Origin of the sequence: Burkholderia sp. Bp8963 (assembly GCF_003854275.1) — a bacterium.
Classification (GTDB): Bacteria; Pseudomonadota; Gammaproteobacteria; order Burkholderiales; family Burkholderiaceae; genus Burkholderia.
Genome location: NZ_QTQP01000064.1, coordinates 18,744 through 37,925, shown reverse-complemented (window position 1 = coordinate 37,925; position 19,182 = coordinate 18,744). Strand labels below are relative to the sequence as shown.

17 protein-coding genes and 1 pseudogene are annotated in these 19,182 nt (G+C 62.9%); 12 read left to right on the top strand and 6 right to left on the bottom strand.

Annotated elements, in window-relative coordinates:
- Nucleotides 1–160 precede the first annotated feature (160 nt).
- The 3 genes from DID96_RS33005 to DID96_RS32995 all read right to left on the bottom strand — a co-directional run bounded on the left by DID96_RS33005 (nucleotide 161) and on the right by DID96_RS32995 (nucleotide 1,278).
- Nucleotides 161–436: a hypothetical protein gene (locus DID96_RS33005; RefSeq protein ID WP_124603396.1), complete on the bottom strand. Its 276-nt coding sequence runs from the start codon at nucleotides 434–436 to the stop codon at nucleotides 161–163.
- 210 nt (nucleotides 437–646) lie between these two features.
- A complete protein-coding gene (locus DID96_RS33000) occupies nucleotides 647–913 on the bottom strand; it encodes a hypothetical protein (RefSeq protein WP_124603395.1) in 267 nt (88 codons plus the stop codon).
- A 113-nt stretch (nucleotides 914–1,026) separates the two neighbouring features.
- Complete coding sequence (locus DID96_RS32995; protein ID WP_124603394.1) at nucleotides 1,027–1,278, bottom strand: hypothetical protein; 252 nt, start codon at nucleotides 1,276–1,278, stop codon at nucleotides 1,027–1,029.
- A 396-nt stretch (nucleotides 1,279–1,674) separates the two neighbouring features.
- Here DID96_RS32995 and DID96_RS32990 point away from each other — a divergent pair, with 396 nt between their 5' ends.
- From DID96_RS32990 to DID96_RS32975, 4 genes are all read left to right on the top strand, one after another.
- Nucleotides 1,675–2,340 carry a chemotaxis protein CheB gene (locus tag DID96_RS32990; RefSeq protein WP_260464094.1) on the top strand — a complete coding sequence of 222 codons (666 nt, stop codon included), beginning with the start codon at nucleotides 1,675–1,677 and terminating at the stop codon, nucleotides 2,338–2,340.
- A gap of 302 nt (nucleotides 2,341–2,642) precedes the next feature.
- Nucleotides 2,643–6,620: a CheR family methyltransferase gene (locus tag DID96_RS32985; protein ID WP_260464096.1), complete on the top strand. Its 3,978-nt coding sequence runs from the start codon at nucleotides 2,643–2,645 to the stop codon at nucleotides 6,618–6,620.
- A 143-nt stretch (nucleotides 6,621–6,763) separates the two neighbouring features.
- Nucleotides 6,764–7,207, top strand: coding sequence for a hypothetical protein (locus tag DID96_RS32980; protein WP_124603393.1), 444 nt, complete (start codon nucleotides 6,764–6,766; stop codon nucleotides 7,205–7,207).
- Nucleotides 7,208–7,265: 58 nt separating this feature from the next.
- Nucleotides 7,266–7,865, top strand: coding sequence for a recombinase family protein (locus DID96_RS32975; protein ID WP_124603392.1), 600 nt, complete (start codon nucleotides 7,266–7,268; stop codon nucleotides 7,863–7,865).
- 154 nt (nucleotides 7,866–8,019) lie between these two features.
- Here DID96_RS32975 and DID96_RS32970 read toward each other — a convergent pair whose 3' ends face one another.
- Both DID96_RS32970 and DID96_RS32965 read right to left on the bottom strand, forming a co-directional pair.
- Nucleotides 8,020–9,327 carry a cytochrome-c peroxidase gene (locus tag DID96_RS32970; protein WP_260464093.1) on the bottom strand — a complete coding sequence of 436 codons (1,308 nt, stop codon included), beginning with the start codon at nucleotides 9,325–9,327 and terminating at the stop codon, nucleotides 8,020–8,022.
- Nucleotides 9,328–9,449: 122 nt separating this feature from the next.
- Complete coding sequence (locus DID96_RS32965) at nucleotides 9,450–10,922, bottom strand: metallophosphoesterase (RefSeq protein WP_124603390.1); 1,473 nt, start codon at nucleotides 10,920–10,922, stop codon at nucleotides 9,450–9,452.
- Nucleotides 10,923–11,249: 327 nt separating this feature from the next.
- Here DID96_RS32965 and DID96_RS32960 point away from each other — a divergent pair.
- Nucleotides 11,250–11,423, top strand: a pseudogene (locus DID96_RS32960) (SAM-dependent methyltransferase); the annotation flags it as partial.
- A gap of 16 nt (nucleotides 11,424–11,439) precedes the next feature.
- On the opposite strand, the gene DID96_RS32955 reads toward DID96_RS32960, so the two are convergent.
- On the bottom strand, nucleotides 11,440–11,754 hold the full coding sequence (locus DID96_RS32955) for a hypothetical protein (RefSeq protein WP_124603389.1): 315 nt from the start codon (nucleotides 11,752–11,754) through the stop codon (nucleotides 11,440–11,442).
- Between the two features lie 526 nt (nucleotides 11,755–12,280).
- Between DID96_RS32955 and DID96_RS39660 the strand changes: the two genes are divergently transcribed.
- From DID96_RS39660 to DID96_RS32925, 7 genes are all read left to right on the top strand, one after another.
- Nucleotides 12,281–12,652: a thioesterase, FlK family gene (locus tag DID96_RS39660; protein WP_409333833.1), complete on the top strand. Its 372-nt coding sequence runs from the start codon at nucleotides 12,281–12,283 to the stop codon at nucleotides 12,650–12,652.
- Between the two features lie 75 nt (nucleotides 12,653–12,727).
- On the top strand, nucleotides 12,728–14,068 hold the full coding sequence (locus tag DID96_RS32950) for a phenylacetate--CoA ligase family protein (RefSeq protein WP_124603388.1): 1,341 nt from the start codon (nucleotides 12,728–12,730) through the stop codon (nucleotides 14,066–14,068).
- Entirely contained in the window at nucleotides 14,068–14,826 is a 759-nt protein-coding gene (locus DID96_RS32945; protein WP_124603387.1) for an enoyl-CoA hydratase/isomerase family protein, read from the top strand. Before DID96_RS32950 ends, DID96_RS32945 begins: the two co-directional genes overlap by 1 nt.
- A gap of 2 nt (nucleotides 14,827–14,828) precedes the next feature.
- Nucleotides 14,829–15,515: an HAD family hydrolase gene (locus tag DID96_RS32940; RefSeq protein WP_124603386.1), complete on the top strand. Its 687-nt coding sequence runs from the start codon at nucleotides 14,829–14,831 to the stop codon at nucleotides 15,513–15,515.
- A gap of 47 nt (nucleotides 15,516–15,562) precedes the next feature.
- Entirely contained in the window at nucleotides 15,563–16,684 is a 1,122-nt protein-coding gene (locus DID96_RS32935) for a branched-chain amino acid ABC transporter substrate-binding protein (RefSeq protein WP_311767779.1), read from the top strand.
- Nucleotides 16,685–16,776: 92 nt separating this feature from the next.
- The gene (locus tag DID96_RS32930; protein WP_124603384.1) at nucleotides 16,777–17,193 is read left to right on the top strand and encodes a thioesterase family protein; all 417 of its coding nucleotides are present in this window, start codon (nucleotides 16,777–16,779) and stop codon (nucleotides 17,191–17,193) included.
- Between the two features lie 52 nt (nucleotides 17,194–17,245).
- Entirely contained in the window at nucleotides 17,246–19,084 is a 1,839-nt protein-coding gene (locus DID96_RS32925; protein WP_124603383.1) for a sigma-54-dependent Fis family transcriptional regulator, read from the top strand.
- Nucleotides 19,085–19,182: the final 98 nt, after the last annotated feature.

Below are 19,182 nucleotides of genomic sequence, written 5' to 3'. Positions count from 1 at the left end.
CAGGGCTTCAGGTAGCAGCAGCATTTGCTGCGGCTCATAGGGGAGGTAATTCGCGCTCATCTGCTCATAACGCGCCACCTCCCTTGCCCGATGACCAGGAATTGACTTCTGCCGCCCAGACTCCTAGCCGCCATCCCGCCGGTTCGGCCGGCGCCCCGAGCTAGCGGCCGGCCGTGTGCGCGGCGAGGTGCTGACGGATCAGCGACAGGTAACGATCGCCGACCGAGAAATCACGCGCGACCCGCGGCCGCGGCGCATGGCGCAGCGTGGCTGGCGGGTTCATGCCCAGATATCGGCACACGGCGGACGGATAGGGCTTGCGGGTGTGCCCGAGCTGCCGCGCCGCGCGCTCCACGCGGGCATCGCCAACCTGCGTGCGAAGCCACGCCAGCACTTGGCGATCAGTGTCGTTGACGATCCGGACCAGATGTTCCATCGCGCACCTCACTGTTCATAAATACAGTACTGTAAATATAACCAGCATTGTGTGCGACAGCAAGCGGGCGGCAGAGCCGTTGGCCATTCAGCAGAGGAAACGCATGAAGCTGCCTGAAGTGCCGGTTCCGCCGGATTCCCGTGTCGTTGGGAGCGTTTTCAGCAATGGCGGATCAGAAAAGGACAGCGTCGGAGGACGGAGTGCGGCGGCTCACTGATGCGGCTCGCATCCCTGGTGATGCTGGCGCACTGCGTCAATTGCGTCGACGCGGGCCAGCAACATGTCGACTTGCGGCTCCAGGTCTCGCGGAACATTGGCGACGGCCTTGATGCGTGCGCGCCAGTAGTCCGGCAATGTCACGATCGTTCCCCGCCAGTCTAAATTCCCGCTTTGTACGAGCTGTTCGAGCTGCAGGATCATCGCTTCGATGTGGGCCAGTTCCTGCGCGGCGTAATTGCGGTAAGGCGTGGTTTTCATCGGATTGCTTCACGCGACGGTTCTGACGGGTGCCGGCATGTCGTTCATCCTGAATTGAACGAAATGACCGCGGCGACGTCGAGTCGCGAACGCTTGCCGCGCGTCGCACGCGATCAATCTCGTTTGGGACGTGCGATGTGATGGGTGATATCCCTGACCAGCGTCAGCCTCGGAGCCGGGCGCGCGATCGGCAACTCGTCCGTCGTGTCGCGTGCGTCCTTCTTCGCGAGCCCGAGCGTGGCCGCGGGGTTCGAGATCACTGCCATATGGAACAGCGTAACGGTCAATTCCAGAGGTGCTTCGCCGAGCATGGCGGCGATGTCGTCGGTGTTCAGCGGACCGGAGCCGACGATGTCGACGGTCATCGCCTCCACGCCGCTCCTGCGATCGACGTGTACGTTCCAGCGGCGCACTCGTGCGCGACACTTTGCAAGGCATCGCCACACCGCGACGACTTGCAGCTTGCCCGCAGCAGCGCGGAACGAGAGCCTCTGAACGATCATTTTGATGACCCGTCGAGTGACTGCGTTGGCCGGGAAAAGGTCATACAAAGCATATGACAGGGCTGGCGGGAAAGTACACAACGGCGATGTGTCCGTATGTTCCGCTTTACGGACCGAGGCGTCGATATTGGATATGGCGCCACGTCTGGCCCCCCGATTCGATCACCGATCCCCAGATGCTCGGGATGGTGTAACGTTCCTTTCATGGAATCCATCTTTCGTGGCTCGACGTTTCCTGTCGACGCGCCTGAGCGAACAATGGCGCAAAGGCGGCCCGATCTGCCGGATGAAGGGCGCGCGGGCGGTGCGCGGAATGCTGCACATGCGATTCGAAAGACCGGGGCCGAATTGATCCACCGGGACTTCATCGCAATAGGAACGTCGTCGGGCGGAGTCGACGCGCTTTGCGCGCTCGTGTCCCGGCTTCCCCGCGACTTGCGGGCTACCGTCGCAGTCGTGCTGCATGTCGGCGCCCATGGCAGCATGCTGCCGTCGCTGCTGAGCGATGCCGGGCCGCTCCGTGCGGTACACGCCCTGGATGGCGAAACGTACTTGCCCGGCAGAATTTACGTGGCGCCGCCGGATCGGCATCTGATTGTCGAAGGCAGGCATTTTCGCCTGCTGCGTGGCGCGAAAGAGAACTTTGCGCGACCGGCGATCGACCCGCTGTTTCGCAGTGTCGCCGCCGAGATGGGCCCGCGCGTGATCGGCGTCGTCCTGACGGGCCTGCTCGACGACGGCGCGGCCGGTCTCGAGGCCATCCAGTCGTGCGGCGGCACCACGATCGTCCAGGACCCCGCCGAAGCGTTCGCATGCGAGATGCCGCTGCATGCGTCTCCTTACGCCGACTATGTGCTGCCGATCGCAGGCCTCGCACGCCGGCTGATCGAGCTGACGGAGGGCGGGGCGGCCGCTTCGACCTGACTCTAGACCCTGGAGTCTCGCATCCATCGGCGACAGAAGGCTGCGGCATCGCGAGCCGGCAATGCGGCAAAGTTCTTGCAGTCAATACGCGTGGGCGGATAATGGCGGCCTGCGCATATTTTGTGCGCAAGCGGCCCGGAACCCTGCCTGAACCTGGCCGCGGAACTATTATTCTTCTAACAGGACAAGCAGCGATGTCGAATCGACGTGGGCAGACTCTCCCGAGCCAGGCAAACTATCCGATCGTCGGGATCGGCGCCTCGGCGGGCGGATTGAGTGCGCTCCTGGAATTCTAGGAAGCACTGCCGTCGACCACGTCGATGGCTTTTGTCGTGGTCGTGCATCTGGCACCCGATCACGAAAGCAATCTCGGCGCCTTGCTGCAGAAGGTTACCAGCATGCCCGTGCTGGAGGTCACCAGCGCCACGCCCATTCAGCCTGACCACGTCTACCTGATCGCGCCGTCGCTCGAGTTGACCATGGTCGACGACTACCTGCGCGTCGCCCCCAACCGGCCGGACGAAGGCGGTCGTCGAGCCGCAATCGACCTGTTCTTCCGGACGCTTGCGGAGGTTCACCGCGAACGCGCGATCGGCGTCGTGCTGTCCGGCGCGGGCTCGGACGGCTCTGTCGGGCTGTCGAGAGTCAAGGAAATGGGCGGCATCACGTTCGCCCAGGATCCGACTGAAGCGGAATACGACAGCATGCCGCGCAGCGCCATTGCCACCGGGATGGTCGACTTCGTGCTCACCTCGGCGGAGATGCCGCAACGGCTGATGGACTTGTGGACGACCGCAAAGGAAATTCACCTGCCCGTCGTCGGAAACGATGAGCGCCAGGAGGAGCCGGTCAACGAGGCGGCCGAGCGCGCGTTGCGCGAGATCATGATCATCTTGCGAACCCGCACCGGGCACGATTTCCGTCATTACAAGCGGGCGACCGTCCTGCGCCGGATCGAGCGCCGGCTGCAGGTCAACGGCATTACCGATCTCCAGGCGTACCGCGACCATCTCCACGTGCACCAGGAGGAAACCCAGGCGCTGCTGCAGGACATGCTGATCAGCGTCACGAACTTCTTCCGCGACAAGGAGGCGTTCGACGTGCTGGAGCGCGAAGTGCTGCCCCAGCTTTTCGAAGGGCGCGGCGAGCAGGATCGCATCCGCGTGTGGTCCGTCGGCTGTGCAACCGGCGAAGAGGCCTATTCGCTGGCGATGCTGCTGCAGGAGCGGTCGCTGAAATCGACCGAGGGCATTTCGTTCCAGGTGTTCGCGACCGATATCGACGAGCGGGCCATCTCGTTTGCGCGCGCCGGCCTCTTTCCCGACTCGATTCTCGCCGACGTGACGGCCAGCCGCGTGCGCCAGTTCTTCTCGAAAGACGCCGCGCACTATCGCGTCAAGAAGGAACTGCGCGAGCATATGCTGTTCGCGCACCACAATGTCCTGAGCGACCCGCCGTTCTCGCGGCTCGACCTGATCTGCTGTCGCAATCTGCTGATTTATCTGGATCGGGAAGCCCAGATCGAGATCCTGAAGATGTTTCACTTCGCGCTGCGTCCGGGCGGCGTGCTGTTTCTCGGCAGCTCGGAATCGGCCGACAGCGTCAGCTCGATGTTCAGCGTGATCGACAAGCGCAACCGCATCTACCGCGCGAACGTGGCGGTGCGCGGCGACACGCCCGTTCCTGTCGCGATTACCGGCACGATGAGCGCACGGCCGATCGTTGCAACGGTGCAGCCGCCGGGCCGCCGCCGCTTCTCGTTTGGCGACCTGCATCAGCGCCTCGTCGAGCAATATGCGCCGCCGAGCGTACTCGTCAACCGCGATTCCGAAATCGTTCACCTGTCCGACCGCGCAGGACGGTTCCTGCAGTATTCGGGCGGGGAACCGTCGCACAACATCATTGCCGTGGTACGCCCCGAATTGCGGCTCGAATTGCGCACCGCGATCTACCAGGCATTGCACACGAATCGCAGCGTGGAGGCGCGGCGCGTGAGGATCGAACGCGACGCGCGTTCGTATTTCGTCAACATGACGGCGCGTCCCGTGCACGATTCCGAAGCCAACGCGGATTTCGTGCTGGTGCTGTTCGATGAAGTCGAAGACAGCATGAGCGGTACGGAGGCTTCGACGACCGACGTGCAAAAGGACCCGATCATCAGCCAGCTCGAACGCGAGCTGCTGCGCACGAAGGAACAGCTCCAGTCGACCATCGAGCAGTCCGAAACGTCGACGGAAGAGCTGAAGGCGTCCAACGAAGAACTGCAGGCGATCAACGAAGAACTGCGTTCGGCGACGGAAGAACTCGAGACCAGCAAGGAAGAGCTGCAGTCGATCAACGAGGAGTTGACCACCGTCAACGCCGAGCTGAAATCGAAGGTCGAGGAAACCGGCAAGATCAACGACGACTTGCAGAACCTGATTGCCGCGAACGATATCGGCACGATCTTCGTCGATCGCAATATCTGCATCAAGCGGTACACGCCGCGCGCGACGGATGTCTTCAGCATCATTCCTTCCGACATCGGCCGCTCGTTGCTCGACATCACGCATCGGCTCGAATACGACAAGCTCGCCGACGATGCGGCCGAGGCATTCGATTCGCTGCGCCTGATCGAACGCGAGCTGAAGAGCAACGACGGACGCTGGTATCTTGCGCGCTTCGTGCCTTACCGGACGACGGAAGACCGTATCGATGGCGCGGTGCTGTCCTTCATCGACATCACGGACCGCCGGCACGCTGAGGACCGGCTGCGCGAAGGCGAGCGGCGCATGCGTATCGTGGCCGAGGGCACCAAGGACTACGCGATCATTACGTTCGACGACGACGGCATCGTCACCAGCTGGAACGCGGGCGCGGAACGGATCTTCGGGTATACCGAAGCGGAAATGATCGGGCAGTCTGCCGACGTGCTGTCGACCGAGGAAGACCAGGCCAATAACGTTGCGCAGCGCGAGTTTACGGAAGCCCGCCTGAACGGGCGCACCGAAGAAGAGCGGTGGCATCGGCGCAAGGACGGCACGCTCTTCTTTGCGAGCGGCGTGTTGTCGCGTCTGGACGAACCTGGCGTCAGCGGGTTCGCGAAAATCGCGCGCGACCTCGGGGAATTCGCTCAGGCCACCAAGTTCGGCCGCGACGCCAAGATCGAGCTGCTTCGCGACGCAAGCGAGCGGGAAGTCCGGCGGCAGCGCGACGAATTTCTCGCCGTGGTATCCCACGAACTCAAGCATCCGCTCAATCTCATTTCGGCGAGCGCGGAGCTGATTGCGCGCACGCCGGAAACGCGGCAAAACCTGAACCTCTCGCGTGCAACCGATACGATCCGGCGCACCGTGATCAGCCAGGCGCAGATCATCGACGATCTGCTCGACATCTCGCGCGTGCGGACCGGCAAGCTGTCGGTGGTGCGCACGCCGGTCGACATGCGCGAGATCGTGCGGCGCGTCGCCAGTGCCGTTCAGGACGAAGCGGACCAGCGCGGCCTTGCACTCAATATCACGGTGACCGATTCCCCCGTCGTCATCCATGCCGACCTCACGCGAATCGAACAGATCGTCTGGAACCTGATCAGCAACGCGCTGAAGTTCACCCGCCGGGGCTCGGTGGATGTGTCGTTGCAGGTCAACGGACATGCGGAAGCCGTGCTCCGCGTGACCGATACCGGCAGCGGCATCGAGCCTTCGCTGTTGCCGCACATCTTCGACATGTTCCAGCAAAGCCGTGACACCAGTGCGCGTCGCGCCGGCCTCGGCATTGGCCTCGCGCTTGTCAGGGATCTCGTGAACCTGCACGGCGGCGCGGTGCGTGCGGAATCGGAAGGTGTCGGCCGCGGTGCGACGTTTACGGTCACGCTGCCGACGCACCGTGCGCTGACCGATTTGAATGTGGTCGACGGGGTCTCGGCAGAATCGTTGCGAGGCTTGCATATCCTGATGGTCGACGACGATGCCGCAACGGTCGAGACATTCAAGCTGCTGCTGGAGAGCGAAGGCGCGATCGTCCAGACAGCGACCAGTGGCGAAGAGGCGCTGTCGATGCTCGACGGCAATGTGCCGGATATCGTGCTGTCCGATATCGGCATGCCGGGCATGGACGGATTCGCGTTCGTCGAGAAGCTGCGCGAAACGCCGGCGCTGAAATCGGTGATCTGTATTGCGCTCAGCGGCTTTGGTCAGGCCGCTGACGTCACGCAGTCCGAGCATGCCGGATTCGATGCGCACCTGACAAAACCCGTGACACTCGATGACCTGCAGTCCGCTTACGCGCGGCTGCGTGGCTGAATGGAGCAATGACGAAGAGCATCGACATCCGCGACAGCAATGCGAAGGCGCAGTTCGACGAAGCGGCCCGACGTCTCGAATCGGCCGAGGCGCGCGTACGAGCGCTTTCCGGCAATCCACTGGCGGACGATACCGCCAGGCAAATGGCGCTCGATGCCTACGAAGAGGCTCGCCTGCTTTGGCTGAGTTGCGAAGCCGTATTGCGCAGTGCGACGATCGTCGATGTTCCGCCGCCGCACGCGGGCAAGAACATCGTGATTTGCGGCGGCAACGCGCACGTCAGGGAATCGATTGCGCTGCTGTTGCGCCTGCGAGGATTCAGAACGACGGTGATCTCGAAGAGTCGCATCGATGAAGCGATTTCACACGGGCCAGCGGTAGCGGTTGTCGTCGACATCGAACGGGATCCGGACCACGCATGCATGCTCGCCGTCAACACGCTCGAGATCTATCCTGGCACCCGTGTCGTCGGAATGATCCCCGCCACGCTGGAACACTACGACTGGAAAGGGTTCGACGTCATCCTCGTCAAGCCGGTTTCGACCGACAGGATCGTGCAGGTCGTGACTGGCGAATCCCGGCCATAGAACGACGCAGCCGGGAGCGACAAACGTGCCGACAGCCTTGCACTCTTCGGAGATCGTCTTGCGCCGAACCTTTTTCTACCTCAACAGTGTGGCCGACAGCCATGTTCCGGAGCAGGACCTGATTGCACTCGACAAGGCCGGCTACACGGTGGTGCTCAATCGCATTGCGATCGACCATGTACCGCCTTACGTCGTGGCCGCGGAGCGGCCGGAACTCAAAGGTCTCCTGAGACGGGCCGAGCCCGGCGATCTGCTGGTCGTGCTCGAACTCTCCGCGCTCGGCTGCAGCGCACGAGATGTCCTTTCGACGCTGATCCAGTGCCGCAAGGCAAGAATTTCCGTTCGATGCGTCGAACTCGGCAACGTGGATCTTGCCGGACGTCCCGAGACGCAAGCAGTCAGGACGCTGCGCGCGATCGTCCGGATGGAAATGGCGACGAGAAGCCAGCGCAGCAGGGAGAGCCTGAAATCCGCGCAGGAAAACGGACGACGCACCGGCAGGCCGGCCTCGCTTTCGCGCCATGATCGGGAGCGCGTCATGCGCTCGCTCGGCAAGGGCCTTTCGGTCAGCGAGGTCGCACGCAGGTTCGGGACCTCGCGTCAAACCGTCATGCGGATACGGGCGTCTTCCGAGGCGCGTGCAGCGGAGGAGCGCTGACGTTCGTCGCGGCGCATGTCGAAGGCCGTATCGATAACGCAAGCATCGAAGCGTTGAAGCGTCCTGGACGATCGGGCAGGCAGTGCGCGCACGTGTGCGTGTCGACGAGCATGTTTCGCTTCCGGCAGGCGGCCCAGGCCGCGGAGGTCGACCGTCAGTGCGCCGGGGCGCCGGTCTTGCTCCCTGCGCCGGCAGCGGCGTAGCGCGCGTCGGTCAGCGTGCCGAGGAACGCAACGAGGTCGTCGATTTCCGCTTCGGTCAGCGCAGGCGGCGTGCCGGGGCGGCGGTTCATCGGCGTCGAGTTGACGTTGATGTTGCCGCGGTACGCGGGCGGCACGTCGTCGAACGTCGCGGCGCCGTGATACCAGTGGCGCGGATCGGTCGAGCGCGTGTTGTAGAACGCGACGGCGTCGCGCAGCGACGTGAACACGCCGTTGTGCATGAACGTTTGCTTCACCGCGACGTTGCGCAGGCCCGGCGTGCGCAGGTAGCCGCACCACTGGTCCGGCTCGGGCCAGCGCAGCCGGCGCGCGGTGTCGCACAGCCCGTTGTCGAAGTGGCGCAGGTCGCGGTTGGCTGGCAGCGCGCGGTTGCGCGGCACGGCGATCGCGTCGTAGCCGAAATCGGTGAACAGCGACCGTTCCGGGCGGCTCGACGTGTCGGACAGCGTATGGCAGCTCATGCAGTTTCCCTTGTCCGGATTCCTGAACAGCGCAAGGCCGCGCAATTCCTGCGGGGTGAGGGGCGTGCGGTTGCGCAGGTACGCGTCGAAGCGGGACGTGAACGGCGCCATTTCGTCGCTCTGCAGATACGCTTGAACCGCCGAGCCGAGCGCACGCACCATCTGCTCCGGATCGCGCCGCACGCTGTCGCCGAAGCGCACGGCGAGCGCCGGCGCGAGGTCGGTCGTATCGACCTTGCGCAGCAGCGCGGCGGGCGACCGGTTGTTCATCTCGTTCGGATCGAACAGCGGCCCGCGGATCTGATCGGCGAGCGTATCCGCGCGGCCGTCGCTGAACAGGCCGCCGAACGGCGACGGCGCGGGCGCGTCGTCGTCCTGGTAGAAATGGCGGCGCGGCACGTAGCGCACGTAGAGCAGCGACGGCGCGTTGCGCTGGCTGAAGCGTCCCGGCCGGCTGCCTTCCGGCACGCCCGGGCCCGCGAGCGACGCCGCGGACAGCGTCGGCGCGAACGCACGGCCGGGATCGTGGCAGCCCGCGCACGACTTCCCGCGCGGCTCGGACAGGCGCGGGTCGAAGAAGATCCGGCGGCCGAGCGCGACGAGCATCGGATCGGGCGCGAAGCGCGCGGTCGCCGCGTCGACCTTGGCCGCGACCTGCGGCGTGCCGTTGCCGATCGTGCCGACGACGCGCGCGGGCAGCGCGCCGGGCAGCAGGACCGTTTCGGAAGGCGCGGCGTGCGCCGTGAGTGCCAGGCCGGCGAGTGAGGCAAAGGCGAGCATGCGGACGACGCGCCCACCGCGTGCGAGAGCCGAAGCCGAATCCGCCCGCCCGCCCGATTCTGTCATCGATATCCGTTTCCCGGCCGCACACGATAGGCGGCCGTCACGTCGAACCTCGTCACTCACGGTGCGATGAACCCCGTCTTGTCGCACGCGAGCGTCGTGCCCGACTGGCTGCACGACGCGAGCAGCTTGCCGGCCGCCGAATACGCATGGAAGATCCAGCCCGTTGCCGGCGCCGGACGCCGCTCCATGATCAGGAAGCCGAAGCTGTTGTTGTGCGACAGCCGGTCGATGACTGCGCCGGGCGCGGGCGTCAGGCCCGCCGGGAACGGATCGGGCAGCGCGACGTCGAGGTTGTCGCCGGCGTTGCCCGACACGATCGTTGCCGGATGGCCGGACGCGAAGTTGATCGCCTGGAAGTCGTGCACGTGGCCGTGCAGTGCGACGTGCACGCCCGGCGGGTAGTACGCCTGCGCGTTGAGGCTCGACATCACCGATTGCAGTGCGAGGTTGCCCGGCGCGGGCGTGCTGCCCGCGATCGGCGCGAACGCGAGGATCGGGTGGTGGTTCGTGAAGATCGTCGTCGTCATGCCGGCCTTCGATGCGAGCGCGGCCACGGTCTGGAACTGCTTCTGATAGATCTGGAATTGCGTGTCGGTCGTTTTCAGCGCGTTGCGGCCGACCTTCGCGCTGTCGAACACGATCACCTGCGAGCCGCCGCCGAGCGAGACCGCATACGGTTCCGAATAGTTCGCGTTGCCATCGTTGGCCGGATCGTTGCATGAGCGTGCGCCGCTGTAGGGCTGCGGATCGAGGAAGCGGAACCAGCCCTGGCCGCCGCGCGCGCATTCCTCGTGGTTGCCGCGCACGACGACCCACGGCGCTTTGGCGAACAGCGGCGCGGCGGGGCGGAACAGGTCCGCCTGCCACGTATCCCAGCCGTAACCCCACGGGCTGTCCTTGCAGCCGGCGATGTCGGGCGGGCACGCGTTCTCGCGGTAGTGGTAGTCGCCGACGTGCAGCACGAGATCCGGCGACAGCTTCGCAACGCTCGCAGCGATCGTCTCGAACGGCCAGACTGTTGCATCGTTGCACGCCTGCCACGCGTTGTCGGCCTTCTTCATCCGGCAGCCAGTGTCGGCGATGATCGCGATGCGCTGCGGCAGCGCCTTCGGCAGCGGCAGCGCGCGGCCCGCGACGCTCGCGCTTTGCGCGCCGGCCGGCAGCGTCGTCTCGCAGACCGACACCGGGAAGCTCGACGGCTTCGAATCGGCCGGGTCGCTGGCGGTCGGACGCTGCGGCACGGTCGCGGCGCCCGCGCGCAGCGCCATCCGCGACACCTTGCCGTCGACCGCGAGTTGCGGGCACAGCGGATCGTTGGCCGACGCGGGCGCGTAGTTCGTGATCACGCGGGCGATCGCCTGGTTCGCGTCGCCGATTTCGACCCAGGCGGCCTGGACGTTGATCGCGGCGCTGGCCGGATCGGCGGGCGAGTCGATGTGATTCGAGCACGCGGACAGCGTCGCGAGGGCCGCGAGCGCCATGAGCGAGGCAACGCGCGCGGACACGGCGCGCAAGAAGAGTCGTCGCATGGAGGTCACCGTTGAAAAGCCGTCAACATACGCAATACGAATGTAAGAAATGTGAATCCGAATCGGCAGGTGCGTGGGGGTGCGGGGCCGTCGACGCATTCTCCGCGATTTGGCGAGCCGCGTTATGCGGAAGCAGCAACCGGTCGGAGGACGGGCCCGGCGATTGCGTGCCGCACTATGCATCGGACGATCTCTTGACCTCAAGCCGGCTTGAGGTTGCACACTGGCGTATCGCCTTCAGCGGGCATACACGAGGAAACAACGATGAACCACACACCGTCAGCGAATGTCGAGCAGGCCGCACTCTGGAACGGTCCGTCCGGCCGCGCGTTGACCGACTACGTGTCGCGGCTGGGGCCCGTCGGTCTCGCGTTGCGTGAGGTAGATGACGCGACGCGCGTGCGCGTGGTCGAAACGGTCCGCGCCGCGTTCGAACCTTTCGTTCACGGTGATGAAGTGCGTTTCGATGCGGCGTGCTGGATGATCGGCGCGCGAAGATAAGTGGCAGCCCGCTGCGCTACGGTCCGCGACGCGCACGCAGCATCAGCCACGCGCATCCCGCCGCAACCATCGTGAGCCCAGCCAGCACGGCCTCGACCCCGAGCGCGACGCCGCCCGGCATTTCACCGGAATCCGGTTCCGGCGGCTGCCCCGTGAGCATCGCGCCGGCGCCGCCGATCATCAGCGCCACGCAGATGCACCAGTAAACCTTGCCGCGCCGTCCGGCCGCCCATATCCGCCACAGCGCGAGGCCGAGCCCCGCGAGATACAGCAGCGCAAACGTGCCGAGCGCGATCGTGTCGCCGACGAGATCGTGCGATCCGCCGCTCATCGCGCGCCTCCCGAGCGGATCGCGGGCACGCGGGCGGCCACCGCATGCGTGTTCATTCCACCTCCGTCGCGTTTCCGGGGGCCCAGCTCGGCACGTGCGTGGGCTTGTCGGCTCGCGAGCGACACATGGCGCTCGCATTGCCGCAGCACGTCGGCGATCGCGTGGCCGCCACACAGATATTCGAAACGTCGTACGTGCGAGAGACGGGTGTCTGGCATGGTTGGCATCGAGAAGAGGGGGCACGAGACGGAGTGCGGCTCGCCGCGCGCAATCGCGGGGCACGCCCGGATGACGCGCACATCGTGTGATGTTACCCGGTCGCCAAACCTGGCCACCGAAATAAAGATCTCGTAGCTGACTCCGACAGCGGACGGTTTTTTAACGACCGTAAAGAAATCTTACGTTCAATTCGAAAACGGTTCGGCGTTCACGACGCGGGAGCCTGCCTGCAGGCACGCCGAATGGCGAATTGCGCAGGCTGGCACAGCCTTTGCGTCATTCCGGGTAGGTCCAGACGGAGGCATCCATGCTTGTACCGGGTAGCAGCAGCGCAACTGTAACGAGGTCGAACGAGCGTTGTAACTGCTCCGCACATTCCTCGAGTGATTCATCGCTATCGTGCGTGGCCGTACTGTCTACAGCAGAGCTTTCCGCACTCATGGAATGTGCGTGCAGTGAGGCGATGCGCGACGTACTCAAGGCCGGACAAACGTCGATGGGCGTTATCACGCACCTGTCGCGACTCATGCAATCGCGAGGAAAGTCGGAGATTCGGGGCACGGCGACGTTTCGATCGCGCGACCGTGATCTCTACTGGTTCGACTTTGTTGCCACCGACAGAGGGATGCCGATCGTGAGCGGAAGCCACGCTCGGATTGTCGTACGCGCTACGTCTTGATCGCTTGGATATCGATTGCTTTCGACTGCACCATGGTCATTGATTTTGTTTTAGATCTACTAAAGGACGGTGAAAATGAACTTGGCGTCTCGTGCCGACGGTAACGCACTCTTTGACGATGCTTTTGAGACTTTGCCTCTGTCCGAAGTGCGAAAGCATCAGGACAGGCTTTGGACGACTCAGTGGAACTATCTCCGATCGATGTCTTTGTTCTATCGAACGAAGCTGTCCCGCTGGATCACCGACGAAGTCACGCTTGACTCGTTGCAGGAGCTTCCCCTCACGGAAAAGGATGAGCTTCGAATCAGCCAGGAAAATGCGTCGCCGTTCGGCGACTACGTTGCCTGCGGCGAGTCTCGCGTGGCGCGCCTGCATCGTACGTCCGGTACAACCGGCCGCCCCTTGATTCTTGCGAACAGCGCGGCAGATGCGCAGAGAATTGCTCACGTTGGAGCCCGGTCGATGTGGGCCGCGGGACTGCGGCCCACCGACCGTGTGGTCCACTGTCTGAACTACTGCATGTGGACCGGAGGCTTCACTGACCACACGATCCTGGAGGCGACAGGCGCCACCGTGATCCCTTTCGGTGTCGGAAACACGAAGCTGCTCATCGATTCGATCGTCAATCTCGGGATTAACGCGATCTCGTGTACGCCTTCCTATCCGGGACTCATCGAGCAGATTCTGCGGGAGTCGGGAGATCTGCGTCCCCGCGACCTGAAGCTGACGCTGGGTCTGTTTGGCGGCGAGGCCGGACTGGACAACCCCGATCTGAGAAATGCGATGGAGGAGAAGTGGGGTTTCAAAGTACGCAACGCGAACTTTGGTCTGTCGGAGGTGTTGAGTATTCTCGGCGGTCAAACGGACTGGACCCATGATCTGCTGTATCACGCGAGCGACGTCGTGTTCGCGGAGATCCTGGACCCCGCAACGCTCGAGCGCCTTCCGGTCGAGGAAGGAACGGTTGGTGAGCTTGTGTGCACGCACTTGCAGAAGGAGTGTCAGCCGTTGGTCCGATATCGGACCCGAGACGTCGTTACGGTAACCGGCGTCGACCCCGGTCCGGACGGGCGGACGGCCTGGCGTTTCCGCGTCACCGGTCGAACCGACGACATGTTTAACGTCCGGGGCATCAACGTTTTCCCGAGCGCGGTGCGTGTTGCCGTCGAATCCGTTCCGCAATGGGCGTCGGGAATTTTCCGGATCGTGCTGAAGGGCGATGGGCCGTATGACCGCATCACGATGACGGTTGAGGCCGCCCAACGGTTGCCGATTACACGGTGGGCCGAAGCCGCGGCGCAGGTCGAGGCGGCGGTTCGAAGCAAGGTCGGCTCGACCGCACAGGTCACGATCGTGCCATTCGAGCATTTCCCCCGCACCGAAGGCAAGACCCGCTGGGTAGAAAAGGAGGCGTGATGAGCTACGCAATCGTCGAGAAGTCGGGCGCCGTGTCGACCGTCACGCTCAATCGGCCGGAGCGCCTCAATGCGATCAGTGGTGATCTGCTGGATGACCTTCATCGGGCACTCGTCGAAGTCAATTCGGATGAAGATTGCAAGGCCATCGTATTGACCGGTGCAGGCCGGGCGTTCTGCGCCGGGGATGATCTCAAGGAGTTCGGGAAACAGACGGAGAGCGACGCGAGCATTCGCAGCCATGTCGAGCGCATTCAACAGATCACGCGCGATCTCATGTTCAACGGGAAGCCGGTTGTCGGTGCAATTCACGGATTTGCCGTTGGCGGGGGCTTTGAATGGTTGCTCAACTGCGACCTCGTGGTCGCGTCCGACGAGTTGGTCTGCTTCTTCCCGGAAATGGAGTGGGGGCAGTTCGTCACCGGAGGCGTCACTCATCTGTTGCCGAAAATTGTCGGCTACCAGCGAGCAATGGAACTCTGGCTGCTCGGTGAGCGACAGACAGCGCTTCAATTGCAGTCTCTCGGCCTGGTGAACCGTGTGGTCAACGGAGAGGAGCTTGTTGCGACAGCGCACGCGCTTGCAGCCCGCGTCGCAGAGCGTTCGTCGTTTTCGGTCTCACGTCTCAAACGTCTGCTGACCGACGAGCTTTCCACGGACCTTGCCCGTAGCCTCGAGCTCGAGCAGCGGGCGACGGTTGCTGCATTCGCGACGCCGGACGCCGCCGCGCGCGTACAAACTTTTGCAATGAGGAAATGAAAATGGATATCAAGGCGCTGACGTTCGATTATTTCGGGACACTTGTCGACGTCGACAAGGGCGGCATGGCCGGCATCGCCGAGGTGATGCGCATCCTGGGTGTGGACTCTCCTCATCCGGTCTTCGAGATCTACCTCGAGTGGGACATGCGCAATGTTCGCCTGTATCGAGGTGGCGCGTACCGTAGCTACCGCGCCGTCGCCCAGGATGCATTGACCAGCTGCTTCAACGACCTGTTCCCGAAGGCCCTCGATGGCCACGACGTCGAGAAGCTGACCGATACGCTGCTCACCCATCTGGTCGAAGAATCGCCACCGCACGCCGACGCGGTGAGCTTCCTCGAGTGGATCAGCACGCGATACCCGTTGATGCCCATTACGAATATGGACAGCGATCTCTGGAAGCGCAGCCGATTGGTGAGCTACTTCGAGCATGTCACGACTGCCGAGATGGCCAAGGCATACAAGCCGTCGCACCTCATCTTCAGTCTGGCGCTCGATCGGTTGGGGGTTGGCGCGCAGAACGTCCTGCATTGCTCGCTCGCAAGCTGGGCCGACATCGATGGCGCGAAGCCGCTCGGAATGAACGTCGCGTGGATCAATCGCACTGGAGACAAGCTGGGGCCGTGGCAGCCTCGGCCGGATTTTGAATTTGGAACTCTGTCGCCGGTTCGGGACATCCTGCGATAGCAGCAGCTCAACTCTTCAGGGGAACCAAGATGAATCGCATCGCCTTGATGTATGCGGCAGCCACGATTGGATTGGGAATGATTGGCGCAACGTGGTGCGCCAGTGCCGAGACGGTAGTGAAGATCGGCGCAGCGGGGCCGCTAACTGGGAGTTCTGCTCAAAGCGGCAAGGACGACGAGCGCGGCGTTCAGTTGGCCATCAACGAACTCAATGCGAAGAAGCTCGTCATCGGGGGGCAGCCGGTCCGCTTTCAGCTGGTGTCGGTTGACGACCAGGGCGATCCGAAGGTCGGCGTCAATGTCGCACAGAAGCTGGTGGACGATGGTGTCGTGGCGGTTATCGGACACTACAACTCCGGTGTGAGTATTCCGGCGGCCCGCATCTACAACGACGCGCACGTTGTCATGATCACCGGCGCGTCGTCGAATCCGCAGCTGACAAAACTGGGGTACCCGTACGTGTTTCGTCTCGCGACGAATGACAACGTCATGGGCGGTCGAATGGCCGTTTATGCGTCGAAGGTGCTGCGCGCACAGCGGGCAGCGGTCATTGATGACCGCACTGCGTATGGCGCGGGCGTGGCAGACGTGTTCGTCGATACAGCCCGGAAGAACGGATTGCAAGTCGTTTCGCGTCAATACAGCAGCGACAAGGCCACCGACTTCAAGGGTATCCTGACTCAGATCAAGGCGACAAATCCGCAGGTCGTTTTCTACGGCGGCTACTATGCCCAGGCCGCGCTGCTGGCGCGCCAGATGACGGATCTTGGTATTGACGCGGTCCTCGTTGGCGGCGATGGCATCTGTTCTCCAGAGTTCGCAAAGCTTTCGAACAACGTGCTCAATAACAGGATGTATTGTGCGCAGGGCGGCACCCCCCTTGACAGTCTGCCCGACGGAAAGCGCTTTCGTGAGCGATTCAGGACTGCGTATGGGGCAAATGTCGACACGTATGCGCCGGCGTTCTACGCGGCGACGATCGTTGTCGTCGATGCGATGAGGAAGGCGAATTCAACGTCACCCGACGCGTTCTTCAAGGTTCTCCACCAGGACCCGTTCAACAGCATGCTCGGCCCGGTCAAGTTTGACCCGAACGGGGATTGGGTGGATGCGCCCGTGACCATGTACAGGCTCTCGGATGGCAACCTGACGCCTGTCGAACAGAAGTAGGCGGTCGCTGTTCTCCAGTTCAGTACCGTCGTCTTTTCGGGCCGTCGCAAGGCGGCCCGCCTTTTCCTGGAAGTCATTCACGCGGAGATCATATGATTGGTGATGGAGCTACGGCGACCTTGAGTCGCCGCGTAGGAACGCAGGATCTTGCTTCCGCCTATGGAAATGGCACGGAGGAAAGGTATCCCGACGTCATGTCGACACCTGCGATGCTCGCGTTGATGGAGCGTGCGTGCGCGGAAATCATGCGAGGCGAACTCAAGGAAGGACAGTTGTCGGTCGGGGTGAACACTCAACTGACCCATTCAGCGCCGACCCCGGTCGGCGTCGAGGTGACGGCCACTGCCACGTTCAGGTCGATGGACGGAAGCCTGTACGTGTTTGACGTTGTCGCCAACGATCCGAAGGGGCAAGTCGGTCGCGGCACGCATGCGCGGGCTGTTGTCGATCGAGCTGGAATCGAGAAGCGTGCTGCGTCGCGTAAGACGGTTCACGACGGGGAACCTTGAATTTTTTGCTGCTGGTAAGCTGGATCGGTCTGCCACAGTTTTGCGAACGATAATGGACGAGCAAAATCTCCGAACCGCTGAAAGGGTGTCGGACCTGCAGTCGGCGATTGATTCCGACTGTTGGCGCGAGGCGCGGCGCACCGCAGCCGTTCGGTTCCGCACTTACGTGCTCGCCGTCAGCGACGATGCTGTTGCGTTGGAGTCTTCCTCGTCAAGCAGTGGCGAGGACCTGGCCGCGTGTTGCGGCATCGACATCGACAAACAGGATTGCGTCGGGATTCTTCAAGCGGCCCGGCAAGTGCAGCCTTCCGATGGCGCGGCTTCAGTGGCTGTGCAGCTGGCCGACAGGCAGCTCGAATGTGCGGTTACGTCGGTCGACTGTGGGTCGTCCGAACTCTTCGTCATCGCTTTCCGGCGTCGAGAAAGTGAAGGGCAGCCATTGGACGATCTCATGGCGCTGCTGCGGATTACGTTCGGCGTCGTGGTCAAGTCCTACTTCGACCTGATTGCACACCAAACGCTGGTTGAAGAGCAGAACGCGATCATTGACCACATCGGCGACGGATTGATGGTGCTCGGTCGAGGCGGCGTGGTCCGGCACGCGAGTACGGTCGCCGGTCATATTCTCGGCATCGATCCCGTGAAGAGCATCGGAAAGCCGCTGGGCGACCTGATCGATTTCGAGCCCATCATCGCCCCGATATTTACCACTGGCGTTGGTTACGTGGATCGTGAGCTCATCATCGATTCGCCGGCCCGCCATCTGCATTTGATGGACACCGCGATCCCCATCAAGAATGGTTGCGGGCAAGTTGTCTCGGTCGTCAACACGTTCCGCGAGATCAAGCGCGTGCGCAAGATTGCCGGCAAGTATGCGGGTAACTACGCACGTTATACGTTCGAGAGCATCGTTGGCCAGAGCGAGAGCCTGCTCGCATCCGTGAGCGCCGCGCGCAAGGCGGCGCGCGGTTCTGCCAATCTGCTTCTAAGCGGCGAGAGCGGTGTGGGCAAGGAGGTTTTCGCTCAGGCCATCCACAACGCGAGTTCACGCAATACTCAATCATTCATCGCAATCAACTGTGCTGCATTGCCGCATGACTTGATCGAGAGCGAACTGTTCGGTCATGCGCCTGGCAGCTTTACAGGGGCAACAAAGGACGGACGACCCGGGAAATTCGAGTCGGCAGATGGCGGCACGGTATTTCTCGACGAGATTTCGGAACTGCCGATTGACGTTCAAGCCAAGCTGCTCAGGGTCTTGCAGGAGCGGGAAGTCACGAGGCTCGGCGATACCAAGGGAATTCCGATCGACGTCCGTATCATCTGTGCAAGCAACCGTGACCTCGCGGCAATGGTTGCCGCGAAGGAATTCCGGGAGGACCTGTATTACCGGTGCAATGTGATTGAAATTGCCATCCCGCCGCTGCGTTCGCGCCGGGAGGACATTACCGCAACCGCGAACTTCTTCCTGCGCAAGTATGCTGCGTTGCTCGACAAGCCCATTTTCGGATTCAGCGAACGAGCTCTGGCGCAGATGAACGAGTACGACTGGCCAGGGAACGTTCGAGAACTCGAGAACCTCGTGGAGCGGGTCGTCAACCTGAGCGATGACGAGGTCATTTGTGACGTGTCTGCACTCCTTCGTCCTCAGCGTGATGCCACCGGCGGCAAAGCAGGTGAACCGCCCAAGGACCCGTGCGACAGTACCGAGTCGCGCGGCCACCAACAGGTGCAGCCCCTGAAAGATGTCGAGCGGGACGCGATCCGCCGTGCGCTTGCCGCGTGTCAGTTCAATGTCACGCGTTGCGCCGCAGTGCTGGAGATATCCAAGCCAGCCCTTTACGCGAAGGTCAAGCGTTACCACATCAAACTCGAGCGCCCCATTCACTGAGGCTCAGAGGCCAGGGGGACGCCATATGATAAAAGTCAGACCCCCAGTTGCAAATCTACTTATACTTTGCGGGAGTCGGCTTGCGCGCAAGCGCAATC